The organism is Desmospora activa DSM 45169, from assembly GCF_003046315.1.
GTDB lineage: Bacteria > Bacillota > Bacilli > Thermoactinomycetales > DSM-45169 > Desmospora > Desmospora activa.
The window spans coordinates 2,267,117-2,287,762 of record NZ_PZZP01000001.1; the positions used below are offsets into that span (position 1 = coordinate 2,267,117).

A 20,646-nucleotide genomic window follows, 5' to 3' on the forward strand; every position below is an offset into this window, starting at 1 on the left:
CCTGCCTTAAAATCAGCGCTCATAACAATTATTCGTAAGCGCCTGCCTGTTTGTGTCCACTTTTTAACCGTTTTTCAGATAACGGATGGCCGTCTCCGCCATAATGGCAGCTCCTACTGGCAGACAACGTTCATCCACATCAAAAATTGGTGTATGCAACTCCCGGGAAACGCCGTCCGGCAAGGCACACCCCAGAAAAAACATGGCGCCTGCCACTTTGTCCGTCATATAGCTAAAATCTTCTCCCGCCATGCCAAAGGGTTCTTTCACCACATGAAAATCTGGATAGATGGTGCGAACGGTTTCCAGAATCCGTTGATTTACTTGGGGTTCATTGTATAAGACGGGCTCTCCCCGATCCACTTGAAAGTGAATCTCTCCCCCCAGCTGTCGAGCGAGGGTAAAGGCCCGTTCCACCTCTTCGATCAACTGCTCCCGTATCTGGGGATGATAACTGCGGATGGTTCCCTGCAAAAAAACCTCAGACGGAATCACATTGCTGGCTGTACCCGCATGAATCTGTCCTACACTGACCGCCGCCGGCTGCAACGGGGAGACGCGACGGGACACAATCCCATGTAGTGCCTGTAAAACCGGCACCATCAGAAACGTCGGATCAGTACCCCGATGGGGATAAGCGCCATGTCCTCCCGTTCCATAAATCGTCCCGTGGAAGGTATCTACACTAGCCATACTATATCCGTCATGGATCTGAATCGTGCCGACCGGCCACTCTGGCGCCATATGAAGGGCTAACGCCATATCCACATCTTCTAGTACGCCCGCTTCTACCATATGAACCGCGCCGCTCTTGCCATCCGCCCCTGTATATTCCTCCGCAGGCTGAAAGATGAACTTGATGTTTCCAGGACAGCGCCCTCCCTCAAACATCTCCCCCAAAATCCGAGCGACCCCCAATAAAATGGCGATATGTGCATCATGCCCGCAAGCGTGCATCACCCCCGGATTTTGTGAGCGATAACTGCGATCGGTCACTTCCTGAATCGGCAAGGCGTCCATATCTGCCCGTAAGGCGACAGTCGGTCCGTCACCGTTTCCCAGTCGGCCGACAACACCCGTTACTCCTACCTCTGTCTCCACCGTCATACCGGGAATACGAGCCAGTACCTCGGATACCAGCCGCGCTGTTTCAAATTCACGGAAGCTAAGCTCCGGATAGGCGTGAATTTGACGACGCCAAGCCACCAACTGCGGCAGTAGATCCATCGCCTGCTTTGCTGTTTCTCCTGTTCCGCGCAGCAATTTTTCACCGCTCCTTCCTGACACAAAACCGCCACCGAAATTACTTTTCAAATCCCATCATACCCTTCATCATGCCATGGGAAAAGTCTTGAATCGTTTGTCCGTTCTTCTGGGCTTTTTTTCAACGATATCGAAAAAAGCACCTTCCTCGTGTATATGTCTGAATTTCCCACCTTCTTTTTCGCCATCCTCTCTCATGGCGTTTAAAGCTAAATAACACGAGTAGAGTACTTTGGACGACAGCGCATATTGACGTTACGATAAAAAAGCGAATTGCAGGATTTAAAAAATCATTTGAATTGGTGGTGGTGTTCCATCCGTAATTCCACAATGACTGTCCAAGACCCCGCGGATCCTGCCAAGGGTTCGCCCGCCTCAATCACCTCTACGAAAGATCCGGTCCTGTCGGCAGATATCACCCGCTTCCGCGCTCCCCGCAAAGAAGACGGACTTGACGTCTGGCGATTGATCAAAGAAGCAGGAACGTTGGATCTTAATTCACCATACAGCTATCTGATGTTGTGCGATCTATTCTCCGATACCTGTGTAATCGCCGAAGAAAAAGGCAAAATCGTCGGTTTTGTCTCCGCTTTTTTGTCGCCTGACTCCCCTGATACCATATTCATATGGCAGGTGGGCGTCGCTCAGTCCCAACGCGGAAAAGGTCTGGGTAAACGTCTCTTACGCGAAGTACTCAGACGTAAAGCGTGTGCCGGCGTCCGCTTCCTGGAAGCGACCGTCTCTCCCTCCAACATTCCCTCGCAGTCGTTATTTCGCAGCTTGGCACGGGAGAAAAAGACCAACTGCCGCACCCGCAAGCGGTACGGAGAAGAGTTGTTTCCTGGAAATGGCCATGAAGCGGAATGGACCTTTCGTATCGGTCCGCTAAATAAAACGGAATCCACCAAGGAGGTACTATAAACCCTTGATACCCACTACGGAAAAAGCGTCCCCGGACATGCGAGTTTTTGAACAATTGGAATCGGAGGTACGCAGTTATTGCCGCAGCTTCCCGACGGTGTTCGAGAAAGCGCAAGGCTATAAGCTGTGGGACACACAAGGACGTGAATTTATCGACTTTTTCGCCGGAGCGGGTGCGCTCAATTACGGACACAATCACCCTGCGATGACGAAAAAACTGGTGGATTACCTGACGAGCGGCAACATCGTCCACAGCCTCGACATGGCGACCAAAGCAAAAGAAGAGTTTTTAAAACGCTTTGACGAGGTTATTTTACAGCCGCGACAGCTGGATTATAAAGTGATGTTCCCCGGACCCACCGGCGCCAACACCGTCGAAAGTGCCCTAAAACTGGCGCGCAAGGTAACCGGACGGGAAACGGTCATCAGCTTTACCCACGCTTTCCACGGCATGACCTTAGGCGCGCTCTCCATCACGGCTAACTCCTTTAAGCGACATGGAGCTGGCGTTCCTTTGAACCACGCAGTCTCTATGCCCTATGAAAATTATCTAGGTGATGCTGTAGATTCACTCACCCTGCTTGAGCGTTATTTGGAAGACAAAGGCAGCGGCATTGACCTTCCTGCGGCCATTATCTTGGAAACGGTCCAAGGGGAAGGAGGAATAAACGTCGCCAGCTCCCAATGGTTGAAGCAGGTGGAGCAACTCTGCCGCCGGTGGGATATTTTACTGATTGTGGACGATGTGCAGGCGGGATGCGGGCGTACCGGTCCGTTCTTCAGCTTTGAAGCGGCAGGAATCGAACCGGATATCATCTGTCTGTCGAAGTCGATCGGCGGTTATGGCCTGCCGATGGCTCTTACCCTGATCAAGCCGGAGTTTGATAAATGGGCACCCGGTGAGCACAACGGAACCTTCCGCGGACACAACCTGGCGTTTGTAGCGGCCACTGAGGCTCTCTCCTTCTGGGAGACAGACACCTTTACCAAAGAGACCTTACGCAAAGGAGAGAAGGTGAAACTGGCACTGCAACGAATGGCAGATGATCATCCTGAGCTGGAAGCGGAAGTGCGCGGACGCGGACTGATGGCGGGAATCGCCTTCGGTGAGACGGACTTCGCCAGTAAGGTATGTAAAGAGGCCTTCACCCGCCAGTTGATCATCGAAACATCCGGCCCCGATGATGAAGTGGCCAAGTTACTCCCTCCACTCATCATTGACGACGAGGGATTGGATCGCGGTCTCGCCATTCTGGAGGAGAGCATCAAGGCTGCAAAGGCGTGATGGAGGTTTCTCAACAAATACAATAAGAGACGAAGCGGAAAGGAACGATACCATGATTGTACGCCACCTAGACGAAATCGTAGGAACAGACGGAGAAGTCTCCGGGGAGACCTGGACCAGTCGACGCCTGCTGTTAAAAAAGGACGGTTGCGGCTTTTCCCTTCACGACACCATTATCAAAGCGGGCACCGTCACCGATATGTGGTACAAAAACCACATTGAAGCGGTCTACTGCATCGAAGGGGAAGGGGAAGTAGAAACCGTCGATAACGGCAAGGTATATCCACTCAAGGCCGGTTCCCTCTACACCCTTGATGGCCATGAAAAACACCAACTCCGCGCCAAGACACAAATGCGCATGGTGTGTGTCTTTAATCCTCCGGTAACCGGGAATGAAACCCATGATAAGGATGGAGCTTATCCTTTGGAAGAAGATTGATAAAAGCCAACCAAAAAAGCCCCAGTAATGGGGCTTTTTTGGTTGGCTAAACCAATCATAATACCCGTTCCACCCCGGACATCTGCTGCAGCCGGGGCTTCAGCCGCAGATAGAGCGGGAGGAACACGAGTGCGATCAATAGTCCTTTTATCAGATTGAAGGGACCGATACCATATAGAACCAATGCCGTCTTCTCCGGCCCTTCTACCGTCCAGTTGATCAGAAAGGCATATGCGGGTAAGACCACCCAGTAATTGGCGATACTCATCACCACTGCCATAACAGCTGTAGCAACGATAAGTCCGCTGATCAATCCTTTGAGACCGGAAATGCGACGGGCAATCCAGACCGTCAACACCACAAAGATGCTTCCAGCTACAAAGTTAGACATTTCACCAATGGGCAATCCCGCCTCACTACCGGTAAAAATAAAGTGAAGCAGGTTTTTGATAAACTCCACCAGCACCCCCATCCACGGGCCAAACAGCAGTCCAGCCACCAAAGCGGGAACTTCGCTGAAATCCACCCGCAAAAAAGCGGGAAACGGCGGCAGGGGAAAATCGAGATATTGCATTAAAAAAGCAAAGCAAGACAACAAAGATACCATCGTCAATTTGGCAGTTGTAAACCGTTTCGCCACCAGAACACTCTCCCTTTTATATGTGGTTCTGATGACAACCGTACAGCAAAAAGCCCCAAGAGCGGTGAACGATCACCTTCTTCGGGCTTGGATGTGAGTGCAGATTGAAATAGAGGTCCATCATTGGACAGACCTTCCCCACTCGAACAAACGTGTACGTGTCATCCTTCTCCCATCCAGACTATACTGTCGGTCCCGGAATTGCACCGGGTCCACCGCTCCTGACGGAACGGGTCACGGACTGAGGCAATTTGTGCCATCACCGCCGGTCGGGAATTTCACCCTGCCCCGAAGGATACTTGCTATCCAATTAGCCTTATTGTAACGGAAATTGTTTCATTTAGCAATGCGAACGAAAATCCTTCCCGTTGTTAGCCACCATGTCAAACGATTCCTTGCGTGTGGGGTAAACTCAAAAATCATCATTCAACATCCATCTTAATCCCTTGCTTCCCCCTGCACCACCTGTTCCATCACCTGGCGAAATACGCGGTGGGAACGATTGTCCTTGCTATCCTCCACCGAGCGAATGACCACCGAGACAGCGTAACGAGGCTGATCTGTCGGAGCAAAACCGATCATCCATTTATTGAAGCGTTCATTGCTTTGCCCCACTTGGGCGGTCCCGGTTTTGGCTCCCATCGACACAGCGGAATCCTTTAACGATTGAGCCGTGCCGTCGCTGACAGTTGTCTGCATCATTTTTCGCAGCGCTTGCAAGGTTTCCGGTTTGATCCTTTTCTCCACTGCCAGCGCATGGGGTTGAAAGGTAAAAAGCGTCTCCCCGTCTCGTTGCTGAATCTCCTGCACAATCCGGGGGTTGAGCGCTTTTCCGTCGTGAAACAGCGCCGTCACCATATTGGCCGCTTGTAATGGTGTGACGCGAACATCCCGCTGACCAATCCCTGTCTGGGCAACCGCCCCCTGATCTCGGCGCGTCATTTCATCGGAAAAGATCAACCCTCGCTGCTCCTGAGGAAGCTGACGAAAATTCTTCTCCTTCCATACCTTTCCCGACCACAGGATACGGCTTCCTAACCCTAAGCGATTGGCATACTCTTCGATCGTTTTGCCGCCCACCTTTTCCGCTACCTGAGCGAAGGCAATATTGCAGGAGTTGGCGTAAGCTTGCTCCAGCGTCTGTGTTCCATGACCGTCGGGTTTGGAATCGCGTAGGCCGTAACGGCCCAAATGACCATTACAGTGAAATTGATCGGAAGGCTTCACTTTTCCCGTGTCCAAAGCGGCGATAGCCACGACGGTTTTAAAGATGGAGCCAGGAGTGGTCTCCATCAGCGCACGATTGTCCCATGCATTCCAATCGTGTTGGGGATCGTTTTCAAGAGGACGGCTTGCCATCGCCAACAAATCCCCGCTGGCGATATCCTGCACCACGACGGCTCCCTCCTGTACTGCCGCATCATTTAAGGCTCGTTCCGCCACAGACTGAATCCGTTGATCCAAGGTGGTCAATAAACGGTAGGGCTCGCCAACCGAAGAACCTTCCACTTTCATCTCCAACCCGTTTAATGAGCGCCCTTGCCCGTCTGTGGTATAGGTGAGCAAGGTGGAACCGTCGGCACGCAAAAACGGTTCAAATGCCGCTTCCAGTCCCGATACCCCAATACGGGAATGGCTGTCGTACAACCCTTGCTCCCATTCATCCGGAAAACGTCGCTGAATCAAAAAAGGATTCCGTTCCACTCGGCCGATCACCTGGCGGCCCCCCCGATCCCGCCAGCGATCATCAGATTCCAATGCATCGATCCCTGGGATATGAAGATCCCTGATCGCTTTTGCTTCCCGTTCTTTTAACACCAACTCGCTTCCATCCGGTCGAGAAAGCGAACCGGGCGTATCCAAGGACTGCAGTTGATGAACCAGTTGCTTTTCCGTCCATCCCAGCTGTGAAGCCAACTTCCCCAATTTAACGCGATTCGCCTCGATTTGTGCTTGGGAAAAAGGGGAGGCAAACAAACGCCACCCCTTTTTCCCAGTCAAAGCCTGTCCCTGCCGATCTAAAATACTGCCGCGACCGCTGTCCACCACCACCACTCGACTCTGTTGTTCCTCCGCGCGGGCGATTAAATCCATTTCCTCATGGGAAAAAGAGCGCACCGAACCCAGCTGTATCCAGTACAGCCGCCACAGCAACGCCGAAAAACCGATAATCAGTACGATTGAAACCAGCCACATCCGGCGGCTTTTCAAGCTTTTTAGTCGCCTCGTTTGCCCCTCCATCGCTCGCCCTCCTATCAATCTCCAGCTTGGGCAAGCCCACCTTCTGATATACCACCAAGCTTTTTGAACAAAAAATATGCATTAATACGTATCCACCCATACCATCGCCGGATCTTTTGCTTTTATTCTTGACAGCGGCAGATGAGAGTCACCTATAATAGAATATCGACCCTGTTTATTCACGATTATTCCGTCTATTTATACAAAGGAGTGAAAACGTGCAGTGGAACAACTCGCCGCAACGGTTACTCGGCGGCTTGCGGCGCCTAAAACGAAAAGTGTCCAACCGGATCAAACCCGATTCCCCTCCCACAGAGCAAGAGGAACTGCAAACGCCTCTTCCTGGCTCTACCGGAGAACATCTTCTACAAAGGCAATATGGAACGGACAAGCGTGCATTGGCTTTCTACAACAATCAAATGATGGATCGTTTAAATGATCATATGATCGCTTATATCGCTCAACAGGAAATGGCCTTTATCTCTACTGCCGACGGTAATGGTGAGTGCGACGCTTCTTTTCGAGCGGGGCCGCCTGGTTTTGTCCGTATCTTAAACCGGCGACAGTTGATCTATCCCGAATACAGAGGAAACGGTGTCATGGCCAGCTTAGGCAATATCGTGGAAAATCCCCATATCGGTATCTTATTTGTCGATTTCTTCAATACCGCCGTCGGACTCCATGTAAACGGGAAAGCCAGCATCGTGGAAAATGCCGATCTATTGCTTCAACCCGATTTACCCGATGTCATCCGTGAAGATATTTTGACGGCGGATGGAAAAAAACCGGAACGCTGGGTTTTGGTCGATGTGGAGGAAGCATATATTCACTGTTCCAAGCACATCCCCCTGTTGCGAAAGCGAGAACGAGAGATTGACTGGGGAACGGACGATTTTGTAAAAAAAGGCGGCGATCACTTTCAGGTGAAAAGTGAACACCGTCCCTGGAAGAAAATACCGCAATAAAACAAACGATCCCACCGTGGATATCATTCTAATAATAATAAAGGATCGACCAAATCTCGGCAGCTGGGATTTCACCAAATATTGTTTATTATTAATCACACTTCATTACCCCGCCTAAAACAGCGGGGTTTTTCTATCTACACCGCCTAAAAACGGCAAAAACAACAGACTCCCTTGTACGGGAGCCTGAGGGTACGGTTACTGATTTTGTTTGCTTCGTTCAATATTTGCTTCATGTTCTTCCTCTGTGCGGGCGAAGTAATGTTTACCCGTCCCATCTTTACGGGTTACATAAAAAAAGTAGTTGTGCTTCTCCGGTGCCAAGGCCGCCTGTAAAGCATCGGGACCAGGATTGGCGATGGGGCCTGGAGGGAGTCCATCAATTTGATAGGTATTATAAGGGCTGTCAATCTTCAGATCTTTAAAGTAAAGCCGTTCCTTCTGATTTCCCAGTGCATACTGGACGGTAGCATCCACCTGCAGTTTTTGCCCCTTGTCAAGTCGATTATAGATGACCCCGGCTATGCGTGGAAGCTCTTCCTTCACTTGCCCTTCCCGCTCCAGGATGGATGCGATCGTCACCCATTCATCCACGGTAAGCCCTTGTTGTTGCAGTTGTTGCTTGACACCATCCCGTTCCAGTTCCTGCTGAAACTGGCGCAACATCTTATCCACCAACGCTTCCGGATCGGCTTCCCGGGGCAGATTGTACGTGATCGGATACAAGTATCCCTCTAGACGATGAGTTCGCTTATCATCCATCGGAATCTGTTTAACAAAATCATAGGGATAATCCGCTTCATCCACAGCCTTGAGAAAAGCAGTTCGATCCATTCCCCGTTTAACCAGTCGGTCGGCGATCTGTTCGGCAGTAAACCCCTCTGGAACTGTTAAGCTCATTGCATTTTTTGTGCTATCTGTAAAGATGTTCAACATCTCTTTGGCCGTGGAATTGGGAGGAAGTTCGTACAAACCCGCCTTCAAACCCTTCGACTCCCCTTCTAACCATGCGTAAGCGGCAAAAATCCAACCGTGACGAATCAGCTGCTCCCGCTCCAACGTCTGACCCAGGTCTAATATCGAAGCCCCTTGTGGCACTTCTACCTCCACCGGTTCTTCGATCGACTTTAATTGTAACGACTGTTGCACATACCAATACCCTCCTACGGCAAGTGCAGCTGTTAAGATCAAGGTCAACAGGATGCGCCAGATCCATTTCATGTTCCTGTGTTCCTCTCTTGTTGATTTTAGAGTCTCTCTGGATTGTACACACTCCGTTTAAGTACAGCAACCCCGAGAGGGATATAGGAGTTTAAGAATGAAGGAAAAAGAGGGTTGCCTCTGCTCTGTCGGCAAACCCTTTTTCGCTCTTGCCCCATCTGGTATCTTTGATTGTGTTTAGGGAGGGATTTCCAAATGAGTAACTCTGCCACGCATGGAGCGAAGGCGGAAATCCACTCCCGACCGTCCGAACATCTTTTGTTGATGGGGCACTAGTTTCATTGGCTGCTGTTTTGTGTCTGTGTTTTCTTGCTTTGCTCGATATACTGCTGGTGTTGTTGATAGGTTTCCGCAAAATAATGCTCTCCGGTCCCATCCTTTTTGGTAACATAGTACAGATAGGTGTGTTGATCTGGTTCCAAGGTGGCCGTCAATGCTCGCTCCCCTGGACTGGCGATGGGGCCGGGAGGTAAACCCTCTATTTTATATGTGTTATAAGGGCTATCTAGTTTAAGATCTTTATAATACAGCCGTTCTTTCTGTTCACCTAACGCATATTGAATCGTGGCGTCCACCTGTAAACGCATATTTTGCTGCAGCCGATTTTCGATCACACCTGCGATTTTTGCAAATTCACTCTTCGCCTGTCCTTCCCTCTCTACAATCGAAGCAAACGTTACCCACTCGTCCACGGTTAGATTGCGCTTCTGCAACTGCCCGGGTGCACCCATCTTCTCCATTTGATTTGCAAACTGCCCCAACATCAGGTTGACGATATCTTCGGCATTTGCGGTCTTGGGGATGTTATAAGTGCTAGGGAAGAGATACCCCTCAAGCTTATGGCGTCGATTCTCGTTAGGGGGGATATTTTGGAGAAAATCATAATCGTATTCTCCTTCATCGACGGCTTTTAAAAACTCTTCTTTGCTCACATTTCCATTTTTTGCGACTGCGTCGCTGATTTGATTAATGGTAAAGCCTTCTGGAATCGTGACGGTATACGTATTTTGCCGGCCCTTTGAAAACATCTCCAACATATCGTTGATATCCATCTCCGGGGATACTTCATAAACACCTGCTTGTAGATTACGGTTTCCTGTCGTAAAAAGATATGTATTGAAAAACCAATCGTAGCGAATCAAATGCTTTTCCTTCAACAATCGTCCGATATCAGCCCCAGAAGTACCGGGTTCGATTTCCAACTGTACGGCTTCTTTCCGCGGTGGGGAGTCCAATGTGTAATCGACATAAAAATAAGCCAACACCGACCAGGCGGCAAATAAGGCTAGGGTATAGAATAATCGCTTCAGCCACTCCATCGGATGTGCTCCTTCTCTTGCAGGGTATCGGCTGTTTTTATGTTATCACATGTCTCCAAAAAAAAAACGGGGTCTCCCCCGTAATTCGTCATCATTCGCCAAAATAGAGCATTTCGTCTATTGCATCCGCTACTTCTTCCCACTCATACTCATCTTCCACATGTACGATTCGGTGTGAATCGCCCTCAGGGGTGACTCGAAAAAGATAAGCATCCGAATCCATCCCCTCACTCTTGCGTAAGAGAGCATAATGGCGCCCGTTAATATCCAGTTCGCGCAGCAAGTGAAAACGGGAATCCGTATCGGCCCCTTCTTCGTCGCCGAGGACTAATTCTCGCCCCCAGATGGACTCCAATACGTTTAAGCTTTTGGCCATCCGTTCTTCTTCCCGTCCGTTCATCTGTCATCACCTGACTCGCTGGTCGTTAATTTGATTCGTTTTCAAATTCATTCTCCAATGTGCGCAATACTTCTTCAACCATATCCCACTCGCGATCGTCTTCAATCGGAATCAGGTTGATATCTTCTCCGTCCCCTTCATATCGAAAGGCGTACACTTCCTGCTCCTCCGGTTCATCCTCGTTTCCGGCTCCTTCCTCCCCTTCGTCCATCGGGGTAAGCAGGATATATTTATTGCCGTCCTCCTGTTCAAAGCGAAACAGTACCTCAAAGGTTTCCTGCTCCCCCTCCTCATTGCTGATCAAAACCGTTTCTGTCACATCTTCATATTGTCCGTTGTCATCCATCGTTATTCCTCCTCTGTGCATCCAAATAGCCTTGTAAAATCCACGATGCGGCCATTTGATCCACCACTTTTTTTCGCTTTCGTCTGCTCATATCTGCATCAATCAAGGTTCGTTCCACCGCAGCTGTCGATAATCGTTCATCCCACAACTGTACCGGAAGGGAGAAGCGCTCTTCCAATTCTGCCGCTAAGCTTTGGCAGGCGCGCCCCCGTTCTCCAATCGTTCCATCCATGTTTCGGGGAAACCCCACTACAATTGTACGAGCTTCATACTCCTCGATCAATTGTTGTAACCGTTCCAACCAACGGGAATCATCCGTTCGCTGAATCATCTCTACCCCTTGAGCCGTCCATCCCATCGGATCGCTGACAGCGACTCCGATCCGTTTTCCCCCGATATCTAACCCTATCACACGTTCAAACAATTGCTCCATCTCCTGCTGTTTTCTCTGTATTCTCCAGACAAAGCAGGGATTTTTGAGTCTGCGTGCACTTGCTGTTTACAGAGAAGTAGGAACTGTCCGCTTCAATCCCCTACGACGGGAGCGGGCAAAACTCGCTATCGCTCAAACCTATAGCCCGCTTTTTTCCGCTTCGGTGACTTCCGCTAAGTGGCACAGCAAAGGCACTTCGCTTTCAAAAATCCCTTCCATCACGATAATGAGAATCAGCCCTTCCCCTGAGTCAAGTAAAACTTGACTAATTCCTCCAGCAGTTCGTCTCGTTCCACCTTGCGGATTAAGGAACGGGCGTTATGATGCCGGGGGATATAGGCGGGATCCCCCGACAGCAGATAACCCACCATTTGATTGATCGGGTTGTAACCTTTTTCGCTCAATACCTCGTATACCGTCAATAAGATTTCACGAGGATTTGCTTCTTGCTCCTCTCCACGGAAATCGAATTTCATCGTTTTATCCATGGACACTCTCAACACCTCTCTCTATCTATTGACCACCTTTCTTCAAACCATTCGCTTCAAAAGTTGGTATTTCCTCTTTTTCCTTTTATCTGGTCGATTCAAACCATCATTGGGCTTGTTGTGCAACCGTGTCGACAACGATGTCAAGGGCCTCGCCTAAGCGCTCCGGCTGCTTTCCGCCCGCTTGGGCCATATCCGGGCGTCCGCCACCGCCACCGCCGCAGTGTGACGCTGCAACTTTTACCAGTTTTCCCGCGTGCAATCCCTTTTTGATATAGCTTTCTGAAACCCAGGCCACCAATTGCACCTTGCCGTTATTGACGGCCCCTAACACGATGACCCCCTCACCGATGCGCTCTTTTAAATCATCCATCATCCGGCGCAAGTGATCCATATCCGGTGCATCCACCTGAGCCGTTAACAAGGGGACCCCGGCTACATCTTTTATAGAAGCGGCGAGATTGGCTCCTTCCATGTGATTCAATTTAGCGCGCAGGGATTCATGTTCCCGTTGCAGCCCCTTCAACCGCCCTTGCAACCCGTCGATACGCTCCACCACTTCCGTCGGTTGGGTTTTAAGGAGATCGGCCGCCTGGTGTAAAAGCCCCAACTGCTCCTCCATATGACGGTAGGCATGGCGTCCTGTTACCGCTTCTACCCGGCGGGTACCGGAGCCGATCCCACTCTCGCTCACTAGTTTAAATAACCCAATTTCCCCAGTCTGGCTCACATGGGTGCCACCACATAACTCCAGGCTGTAATCCCCTACCTGGACCACACGCACCTCGTCTCCATACTTTTCCCCAAATAGCGCCATCGCACCCATCGCTTTTGCTTCCGGCAGCGATTTGATAAAGATCTCCACGGGGGTATTGGCCCAGATTTGCCGGTTAACCCGCTCTTCCACCTCGCGCTTCTGCGCTTCCGTCATTCCCTCGATATGGGTAAAGTCAAAGCGGAGTCGATCCGGGGACACTAAAGAACCCGCTTGATTGACATGGGTTCCCAGCACTTCTTTTAACGCTTTGTGCAGCAGATGGGTAGCCGTGTGATTCTTCACCACATCCTGACGATAAGCGTGATCGATCTCCGCTTGGGCTTCCTCTCCCACAGCCAAGGTCCCTTCCAGCACGGCACAATGGTGAATATGTTCCCCATGCGGTCCTTTTTTTACATTCTCGACACGCAGACGAGCCCTTGCGGTACGGATTTCACCATGATCCCCCACCTGGCCGCCGCTTTCGGCATAAAAAGGCGTTTCTTCCAGGACGACGAGCGCGTTTTCGCCCGCGCCTACCACATCGACAAACTGATCAGCAACAATAGCGGCGGTGATGCGGGTGGAGACATTCCCTTTTTCATAGCCAACAAAGGAGGTGTTCACCTTTAGCTCTGACAATACCCCTCCCTGCACTTGCATACTGCCGGTTTCCTGCCGTGCTCCCCGTGCCCGCTCCCGCTGCTTCGCCATGGCAGCTTCAAAGCCTTCCTTATCCACGGATAATCCGTGTTCCCGTGCAAAATCCTCGGTTAGATCTACCGGAAAACCGTAGGTGTCATACAGTTTAAATACCTCTTGTCCAGAGATCTCGCTCTCTCCCTGCTCTTTCCGTTCCGCCACCACATTTTCAAGGATAGAAAGCCCTTCGGACAAGGTTTCAAGGAAGCGTTCTTCCTCCCCCCGAATCACTTTTTGGATAAACGCCCGCTTTTGGTCCGGTTCCGGATAAAAGGCCTTCATCGTGTCGGCCACCACATCGGTGAGACGATAGAGGAAAGCATGCTCCACTCCCAGTTTACGCGCATAACGGACCGCCCGTCGCAATAACCGGCGCAGCACATATCCCCGTCCCTCGTTGGAAGGAATCGGTCCGTCCGCAATGGCAAACACCAATGTACGCACATGGTCGGCGATCACCTTGAGGGCGATGTCGACCGCTTCATCCTTCCCATAGTTGACACCGGCACCTTTTGCTGCAGCTTGGATAATAGGCTGAAACAAATCCGTGTCAAAGTTGGTCGGAACCCCTTGCATTACGGATGCCATTCGCTCCAAACCCATGCCGGTATCGATGTTTTTCTTGGGCAAAGGCGTATAGCTGCCGTCAGGATTGTGGTTGTATTGGGAAAAGACCAAGTTCCAAACCTCAAGATAGCGGGCGTTCTCCCCCCCGGGGTAACATTCCGGATCGGATGGGTCCCCAAACGCTTCCCCCCGGTCATAGAAAATCTCAGAGTTAGGGCCACAGGGACCTTCCCCGATATCCCAAAAATTTTCTTTTAACCTAACAATCCGTGCAGCCGGGACGCCGATTTGTTCGTTCCAGATGCGATAAGCGTCATCATCTTCCGGATGGATCGTTATCGACAACCGCTCCGGATCTAAACCGAGCCAGCGGGAATCCGTCAAAAACTCCCACGCCCACTCAATCGCTTCTTCCTTGAAATAATCGCCCACGGAGAAGTTGCCCAGCATCTCAAAAAAAGTATGATGACGAGCGGTATAACCCACATTTTCAATATCATCGGTACGGATCGACTTTTGTGCGTTCACGATACGGGGATTATCTGGAATCACACGCCCGTCAAAATATTTTTTCACCGTGGCCACCCCACTGTTGATCCACAACAAGGATGGGTCCTCCACCGGCACCAACGAAGCGCTGGGCTCCACCCGATGCCCTTTTTCCTGGAAAAAATCGAGATACTTCTGTCGAATCTCATGTCCTTTCATCTGCAATCTCCTCCTCAATCAATCCATGGCGCGTAACAAATAGCCTTCCCATCCCTGACAGGGACGAGAAGGCTTTACTCCCGCGGTACCACCCCGAATTATCCCATGCTGTAGACACAGGATCGCTCGATTTCCGATAACGGCGGAAAAACCGGCGGGCTCCTCACCCGCACTCAAGAGCCGGCCTTCGGTTGGATCGGAATCCGGGAAAGTCTCTCAGCCATGGACTCTCCTCTCTGGCGGCGATCCACCTACTTCTGCTCTCTCATCGCGATTGCATCTTTTTACGCACCGGTATTGTTATGTTCTATTATACAACGTTTGGACATCACTTTAAACCAGGTCCACCTCCGTTTGTCCGATGGGCCAAGTGATCGACAGCGTGTTCCACCACCACTTTTCCTACGGCGAATAGGGGAACCGCCAGGATCAGTCCCAAAATCCCACCTAACTCTCCTCCTACCAACAGCGCAAAAATAATGAACAAAGGATGCAAGTGTAAAGTTCGTCCCACAATTTGCGGGGAGAGTACATTCCCTTCCAACACTTGCACCACCAGATTGACGATGATGACGGTGATCACCATTTCCGTCGATACGGTAAAGGCGACAAAGATCGCCGGAATCGCTCCAAAAAACGGACCCAGATAGGGAATCACATTAAAGATACCTACCAATGCTGCCAACAGCAGGGCATAAGGCAAACCGATGATCAAATAGCCGATATAAGCCAATAAGCCGACAACGAGACAGACTAATAACTGTCCGCGAATATAATTGCCGAGGGCGTCATCCACATCCCGGAACAGGTGAAGCACTTCTTTGCGACGGCGTACCGGCAGCAGTGTGATCAAGGTTTTTTCAATCACGTCGACATCTTTTAACATATAAAAAGCCAAAAACGGCACGATTACAATCACAAACAAGGAGTTGACGGTGGAGCCGAGAGAGGCCATCACATTCCCAACCCCGTCTGTGACAAAGGCTTCCAAGCGATCCAGCGATTTTTCAATGCCTTGTCGCACACTCTCCGGCAGCGAGTCTTTGCTGTGGTTATACTGCTCGATCCAGGATTGAACCTGTCGGTTCCACTCCGGAAAATGCTCGCTCAGTTCCTGCAGCTGTAGGTTGAAGAGGGGAACTAAATTGATGATAATGATGGTAATCGCCGTAATAAACAACGAATAGATAAACAGGACCGACAAGGAGCGGGGAAACCCTCTGCTCGCCAACATATTGACAATCGGGTTGAGCAGGTATGAAATGATCAATGCCACTAAAAAGGGACCCAATACCGCTTTTAAAAAGAAAAAGATACCTTGTAGCAACGGTTGGATCTGTACCAACAGAAATAAAATACCCAATAATACCAGCACCAGTAACGATCCGCTCAACAGACGACTTTGACTGATCCGCTCCACACGCCCACCTCCCTCCCCTTCAACAACAGTATAGTACGGGCTCCCCCCTTTTTATGTGTCCAATACAAACACCCCCTGAGCTTTCTCAGGGGGCGATGACGGGAAAACAGCAAGTTAAAGGCGCTTATTCTGTGTGTTACTCTTAACGTGCAAAACGGCGAATCAAGCTACGCCCATATGCCATCGAGGCAATCCGTACAATGCCCATGTTTATCAATAGGCGTTTTAACCAGTGAGGCTGGTTGCCGTCCATCATTTCGCCAAAAAAACGATTCCCTTTTTGACGATTGCCCCACATCAGGGCGATGGCGGAACCGATCAACAAGGTGGAAAGAATGGATCGTTTCATGGCCATCCTCCTTGCGGAAGGTTGGATTTTACATGGAAACTGTATCCTGACCCGATTCTAAGAACAGGTCGTTTAAGGAGCTCAAACTCCCATCTTCCTCCACTTGATAAACGGAAGTGATCGTTCCGTCAACCACATGGCATTCGATAAAACAACCCCAGCAATAATACTGATGGGTACCGATCCGGCCCAGATCGTGGGTGTTGCAGTTGGGACAGCGAAGCATGGAATAACCCTACTTTCACATCAGGCTGGAACTGTCGGTGGCAATCAACACATCTTCTCCCCAGGTTAAGGGAGAATGAGGGTGAATCACTTTTCGCCCTTCCATGATGTCGTTAAAAAAGCCTTCAGACAGCTCGTACCCCCACAGGGTTCCCAAATCTTGTCCTAAATAGACTTCTTCTACCATGCCCAACTGACTTCCATCCGCCATCAGGACGGTGCGTCCCTTTAATTTGGTCTCTCCCGTCAACAAACCAACCCATTTGTCTGCTGCCGGATCCAACGGACGGATATTCTCCTCACGATCCACAATCACCGCATCATTTCCCAACGAGCGAATGCCGTCTGCGGGAAGGTATTTCCCCGACTTCATCCATCCCTTCAGCTCTACCAACAACCCGCGAAATTGTTGCTTTCGATCAAACAACAGATCACGAACAGCGCCCAACTGTTTTCCCGTACTCACATGGATGATCGGCAAACCGATAATATCCTGTGATTTGCGCAAGGAACATCACTCCTTCCGCTGTCCTTAGTATAGGAAAAAAGCGGGTCACCTCATGCTGGGGGATCCTTACCATTCCCGCCTTAGCAATTCCACTAATTGGCTGTTGCGCCGTGTCCGCTCTCTTTGTTGGATCCCGTATTGCAGCGCCTCCTTTTCTCCGCATAAAATCAGGTAGGATTTGCTGCGGGTGACGCCGGTATAAATCAAATTTCGTTGCAACATACGTCGATACGCCATCAATAACGGCATAATCACAATCGCAAATTCCGACCCCTGCGCTTTATGGACGGAACAGGCGTATGCCAATCCAATTTGATTGAGCTGACTGCGTTTATAAGGCACTTCTTGCCGGTCAAACTGTACCCATAACACCGGTTCATCGTTGGTGGCTCGTTCATCAATCGCTGAAATTAATCCCATATCGCCGTTATAGACGGGATGTTCGCTGTGATTGACCAGTTGCAGTACCTTGTCGCCGCCTCGGAATACTGTCTCTCCCCAGGCGATCTCCTTTTTCCCTTCCCCCGGTGGATTGATCGCAGCCTGAATCGCTTCATTGATGCGATTGACACCAGCAGGCCCTTTATAGATGGGAGCCAGTACCTGAACGTCAAACAGGGTATAGCCGCGGTTGATCGCTTCAGTATAGGTTTGCAGTATTACATCAATTGTCTGATCCCGTTTACAGGGAAAAAAGCGACGATCCGGCAGACGCTCCAACAAATTGTTCGGCACTTCCCCCCGTTTTAGTTCATGGGCCAGTTGAATGATGGAAGATCCTTCTTCCTGCCGGTAGATTTCCGTCAGCTCCACCCGTGGAACCGCCTCTACTTCCAGCAAATTTTGCAACACTTTGCCAGGCCCTACCGACGGCAGTTGATCATCGTCTCCCACCAAAATCACTTGCATCCCCTTGGACACTGCGCGAAACAGCTGATTGGCCAACCAGATATCCAGCATCGACACCTCGTCTATGATCAAGAGGCTGCCTTCGATGGGATGATCCTGATCCCGTTCAAAAAAGTCCCCTTTCCATCCCAACAAGCGATGAATCGTCATCGCCGGCATTCCCGTCGCTTCCGACATCCGTTTGGCCGCGCGGCCGGTGGGTGCCACCAAGCGGATCGGATACGGCTTCTCCGAATTCTCATAATCCGCCGGATCCAAGGAACACTCATGCAAACGGGCAAACAGATGACAAATCCCCCGAATCACCGTCGTTTTTCCGGTACCGGGACCACCGGTTAAAATCATCATGGGAGAATCGACAGCAGTGGTCATCGCTTCCCGCTGTTTATCGGCGTAAGCGACGCCCAGCTCTTCCTCCACCTCTCCCACCGCTTGATACAACTCTTTGGCGGCCGTCGGTTCTAGTGGTCGCTCCAACCATTCCCGCACCCGCATCGCCACCCCATGCTCCGCAAAAAAGAGTGACGGTAGATAAAATTTACCGTGATCATCGAGCAGACGCTCTTCCTCCACCATCACATCCAACAGACGCTCCCGCTCCTGCGGTGGAAACAGCTCCTGCGCCCGCGGCTGCAACAGCCGATCCACTTCCGCATACAGCTCTTCCTCGCTTACAAAAACATGGCCATTGGAGAGAGACGCTTCCTTTAACGCAAAAATAACCGCCGCCTGAAACCGCTCCGGCGCATCGAGCGCTAACCCCGTCTGTCGCGCAATCTCATCCGCCCGGCGAAAACCGACACCTTCCACCTCTTCGATCATGCGATAGGGATTCTCTTTTATCACAGCAATGGTAGTCTCTTTGTAGGTTTGTACCACTTTAAGGGCAATCGCCGGCCCCATCCCAAACTGATACAGATACACCAACGCTTGCTCTAACGCGTGATGTTCACGCAAGCTTTCGGCGATCGTTTCCGCTCGTGCTGCCGTCACCCCCGGCACCTCGGCTAATACCTCCGGCCGGGCGGCAGCTTTTTCTAAGGCGTCAGCACCCAGATGCTCCACGATCTTTTCCGCTGTTTTCCTACCCACACCGGGAAAAAGACCACTACATAAATATTTGGCCACCGCTTCTTTGGTACGCGGCAGTTCTTTTTTCATATGTTGAACCTGATACTGCCGACCATAGCGGGGGTGTTCTCTCCACTCCCCATGGACGATCACCGTTTCATCCGGGTGGGGACGGATCATATTGCCCACTACCACCACTTCATCACTGTCCAATTCCTCAGCGGCTTCCGTCACCTGCATCAAAAAAACCCCGTATTGGTTCTCTTCGTTATAAAAAAACTCCTGCACCAAAGACCCTTTGATCCACCGTTCTTGGAACAGGTCCAAACCGGGTTGTTCCATCGTACATCCCCCTGCCGATCTGGTGTTCTCTCATCCAGTATAGAGGATTTTCAACGGAAAATCCTTATCTTACAACAGAAATGATCGGTAAATAAAAAAAATCGAACCGATCCAGCATGATGGTCATACTCGATCATGAAAGGAATGATGGTGGTGTCCCTCGCCATCTAAGCAGGCTTGATGCCATTTATTGTACAGAGCACGGATATTGACAACACATCATTTACGTAATAAAATATTTTTACGAAACAAACATTCTTCATGGAGTGACCATTGTGCCTGATATTTTGGAAACGTATCGCATCGAAAATGTTGACCAGGCGGCGCAGTTGTTACATCCGTTGCGCGGGGAGATCCTTTCTCGTCTGATGCAACCGGCTTCCGCCGCGGAGGTGGCACGGGCATTGGGCCAACCGCCACAGCGAATCAATTACCACATGAAAGCATTGGAAAAAGTGGGCCTGATCCGTCGTGCCGGCACTCGACAAGTAAAAAATTTAGTGGAAGTATTATTTCAAGCCGTCGCCCGCACTTACATTTTGGCCGATACCCTGGGATTAGGAGAAGCGGAACAAAAACGACTACAAGAGCAACGGTCCCTTACCCATTTGATACAGGTATCGGAACGGATTAAAGCCGATGCCCTCCGTTTGTTGGATCAGACGGAAGAGCGCCAGGAAATCCCCAGCGCCACATTGGAAGCTCCTCTCTATCTGCGCGATGAAGCGGAACGAGAGCAGTTTTTACAGGACTATGTGGAACTGGTCCAACAGTTGGCCGCCAAATACCAGCATGATGACGGCAACCCTTATCAGCTGACATTGGCCGTTTATCCTCAACCCGGAAAGGAGCGCGATTCCGATGGCGAAGCATGAGCGCGTCGAGCCCATCGTCGTATGGGAGAGCACGAAGCCGGAACAAGCGAAAAAGGATGAAACCGTCATCCCCTTCCCCAGCAAACGGGAGAACAGCGATCAATTTGTGCGGGTGTTTGAACCGATTCCTGGAGGCCGCCCTCTAAGGATTACCCAAGTCTCCTCCGGATTCGGCAATCCTACGTCCCGTGCCAGCCTTGGCGTCCGTTGTCGGGTTGCTGCTTAAACATCAACTGATCAGGAGGAAAGAAA

At 50.6% G+C, this 20,646-nt stretch carries 22 protein-coding genes and 1 riboswitch; of the genes, 6 read left to right on the forward strand and 16 right to left on the reverse strand.

Annotation, left to right across the window (positions count from 1 at the left end; genetic code table 11):
• Window positions 1-63: 63 nt before the first annotated feature.
• Window positions 64-1,287, reverse strand: coding sequence for a M20 metallopeptidase family protein (locus C8J48_RS10995; protein WP_245891129.1), 1,224 nt, complete (start codon window positions 1,285-1,287; stop codon window positions 64-66).
• A 270-nt stretch (window positions 1,288-1,557) separates the two neighbouring features.
• Here C8J48_RS10995 and ectA point away from each other — a divergent pair, with 270 nt between their 5' ends.
• Genes ectA through C8J48_RS11010 form a run of 3 tightly spaced genes read left to right on the forward strand, consistent with a single transcriptional unit; the run spans window position 1,558 to window position 3,908 of the window.
• The gene (gene ectA / locus C8J48_RS11000) at window positions 1,558-2,184 is read left to right on the forward strand and encodes a diaminobutyrate acetyltransferase (protein ID WP_245891130.1); all 627 of its coding nucleotides are present in this window, start codon (window positions 1,558-1,560) and stop codon (window positions 2,182-2,184) included.
• A 4-nt stretch (window positions 2,185-2,188) separates the two neighbouring features.
• Window positions 2,189-3,469, forward strand: a complete 1,281-nt coding sequence (ectB, locus tag C8J48_RS11005) for a diaminobutyrate--2-oxoglutarate transaminase (protein WP_425430459.1) — start codon at window positions 2,189-2,191, stop codon at window positions 3,467-3,469.
• A gap of 52 nt (window positions 3,470-3,521) precedes the next feature.
• Window positions 3,522-3,908, forward strand: coding sequence for an ectoine synthase (locus C8J48_RS11010; RefSeq protein WP_107726748.1), 387 nt, complete (start codon window positions 3,522-3,524; stop codon window positions 3,906-3,908).
• Window positions 3,909-3,963: 55 nt separating this feature from the next.
• Here C8J48_RS11010 and C8J48_RS11015 read toward each other — a convergent pair whose 3' ends face one another.
• Window positions 3,964-4,548 (reverse strand): ECF transporter S component, encoded by a 585-nt coding sequence (locus tag C8J48_RS11015; protein WP_107726750.1) that lies wholly within the window; start codon window positions 4,546-4,548, stop codon window positions 3,964-3,966.
• Window positions 4,549-4,708: 160 nt separating this feature from the next.
• Window positions 4,709-4,848, reverse strand: a riboswitch (FMN riboswitch).
• Between the two features lie 138 nt (window positions 4,849-4,986).
• Entirely contained in the window at window positions 4,987-6,789 is a 1,803-nt protein-coding gene (locus tag C8J48_RS11020; protein ID WP_107726753.1) for a peptidoglycan D,D-transpeptidase FtsI family protein, read from the reverse strand.
• 218 nt (window positions 6,790-7,007) lie between these two features.
• Between C8J48_RS11020 and C8J48_RS11025 the strand changes: the two genes are divergently transcribed.
• On the forward strand, window positions 7,008-7,754 hold the full coding sequence (locus C8J48_RS11025; RefSeq protein ID WP_245891131.1) for a pyridoxamine 5'-phosphate oxidase family protein: 747 nt from the start codon (window positions 7,008-7,010) through the stop codon (window positions 7,752-7,754).
• Between the two features lie 198 nt (window positions 7,755-7,952).
• Here the strand turns inward: C8J48_RS11025 and mltG (C8J48_RS11030) are convergent, their stop codons facing one another.
• The 13 genes from mltG (C8J48_RS11030) to recD2 all read right to left on the reverse strand — a co-directional run bounded on the left by mltG (C8J48_RS11030) (window position 7,953) and on the right by recD2 (window position 19,519).
• Window positions 7,953-8,975 (reverse strand): endolytic transglycosylase MltG, encoded by a 1,023-nt coding sequence (gene mltG / locus C8J48_RS11030; protein WP_107726755.1) that lies wholly within the window; start codon window positions 8,973-8,975, stop codon window positions 7,953-7,955.
• Between the two features lie 278 nt (window positions 8,976-9,253).
• A complete protein-coding gene (gene mltG / locus C8J48_RS11035; protein ID WP_107726758.1) occupies window positions 9,254-10,294 on the reverse strand; it encodes an endolytic transglycosylase MltG in 1,041 nt (346 codons plus the stop codon).
• A gap of 91 nt (window positions 10,295-10,385) precedes the next feature.
• Window positions 10,386-10,694, reverse strand: coding sequence for a DUF1292 domain-containing protein (locus C8J48_RS11040; RefSeq protein ID WP_107726761.1), 309 nt, complete (start codon window positions 10,692-10,694; stop codon window positions 10,386-10,388).
• A gap of 25 nt (window positions 10,695-10,719) precedes the next feature.
• Window positions 10,720-11,040 carry a DUF1292 domain-containing protein gene (locus tag C8J48_RS11045; RefSeq protein WP_107726763.1) on the reverse strand — a complete coding sequence of 107 codons (321 nt, stop codon included), beginning with the start codon at window positions 11,038-11,040 and terminating at the stop codon, window positions 10,720-10,722.
• Window positions 11,033-11,464 (reverse strand): Holliday junction resolvase RuvX, encoded by a 432-nt coding sequence (gene ruvX / locus C8J48_RS11050; RefSeq protein ID WP_281261206.1) that lies wholly within the window; start codon window positions 11,462-11,464, stop codon window positions 11,033-11,035. The genes C8J48_RS11045 and ruvX overlap by 8 nt, the downstream gene beginning before the upstream one ends.
• Before the next feature lie 242 nt (window positions 11,465-11,706).
• Entirely contained in the window at window positions 11,707-11,961 is a 255-nt protein-coding gene (locus tag C8J48_RS11055; protein ID WP_107727715.1) for an IreB family regulatory phosphoprotein, read from the reverse strand.
• 106 nt (window positions 11,962-12,067) lie between these two features.
• A complete protein-coding gene (gene alaS / locus C8J48_RS11060; protein WP_107726767.1) occupies window positions 12,068-14,695 on the reverse strand; it encodes an alanine--tRNA ligase in 2,628 nt (875 codons plus the stop codon).
• A gap of 18 nt (window positions 14,696-14,713) precedes the next feature.
• Complete coding sequence (locus tag C8J48_RS18750; RefSeq protein WP_170105392.1) at window positions 14,714-14,872, reverse strand: hypothetical protein; 159 nt, start codon at window positions 14,870-14,872, stop codon at window positions 14,714-14,716.
• A gap of 151 nt (window positions 14,873-15,023) precedes the next feature.
• On the reverse strand, window positions 15,024-16,115 hold the full coding sequence (locus tag C8J48_RS11065) for an AI-2E family transporter (protein WP_107726769.1): 1,092 nt from the start codon (window positions 16,113-16,115) through the stop codon (window positions 15,024-15,026).
• Between the two features lie 142 nt (window positions 16,116-16,257).
• Complete coding sequence (locus C8J48_RS11070) at window positions 16,258-16,464, reverse strand: hypothetical protein (protein ID WP_107726771.1); 207 nt, start codon at window positions 16,462-16,464, stop codon at window positions 16,258-16,260.
• 28 nt (window positions 16,465-16,492) lie between these two features.
• A complete protein-coding gene (locus C8J48_RS19105) occupies window positions 16,493-16,690 on the reverse strand; it encodes a hypothetical protein (protein WP_107726773.1) in 198 nt (65 codons plus the stop codon).
• Window positions 16,691-16,705: 15 nt separating this feature from the next.
• Window positions 16,706-17,197: a PRC-barrel domain-containing protein gene (locus tag C8J48_RS11080; protein ID WP_107726775.1), complete on the reverse strand. Its 492-nt coding sequence runs from the start codon at window positions 17,195-17,197 to the stop codon at window positions 16,706-16,708.
• A gap of 66 nt (window positions 17,198-17,263) precedes the next feature.
• Window positions 17,264-19,519, reverse strand: coding sequence for an SF1B family DNA helicase RecD2 (gene recD2 / locus C8J48_RS11085; RefSeq protein ID WP_107726777.1), 2,256 nt, complete (start codon window positions 19,517-19,519; stop codon window positions 17,264-17,266).
• Window positions 19,520-19,794: 275 nt separating this feature from the next.
• Here recD2 and C8J48_RS11090 point away from each other — a divergent pair, with 275 nt between their 5' ends.
• Together C8J48_RS11090 and C8J48_RS11095 are read left to right on the forward strand one after the other, a co-directional pair.
• Complete coding sequence (locus C8J48_RS11090; protein ID WP_245891132.1) at window positions 19,795-20,394, forward strand: winged helix-turn-helix domain-containing protein; 600 nt, start codon at window positions 19,795-19,797, stop codon at window positions 20,392-20,394.
• Window positions 20,381-20,620 (forward strand): hypothetical protein, encoded by a 240-nt coding sequence (locus C8J48_RS11095; RefSeq protein WP_107726779.1) that lies wholly within the window; start codon window positions 20,381-20,383, stop codon window positions 20,618-20,620. The genes C8J48_RS11090 and C8J48_RS11095 overlap by 14 nt, the downstream gene beginning before the upstream one ends.
• Window positions 20,621-20,646: the final 26 nt, after the last annotated feature.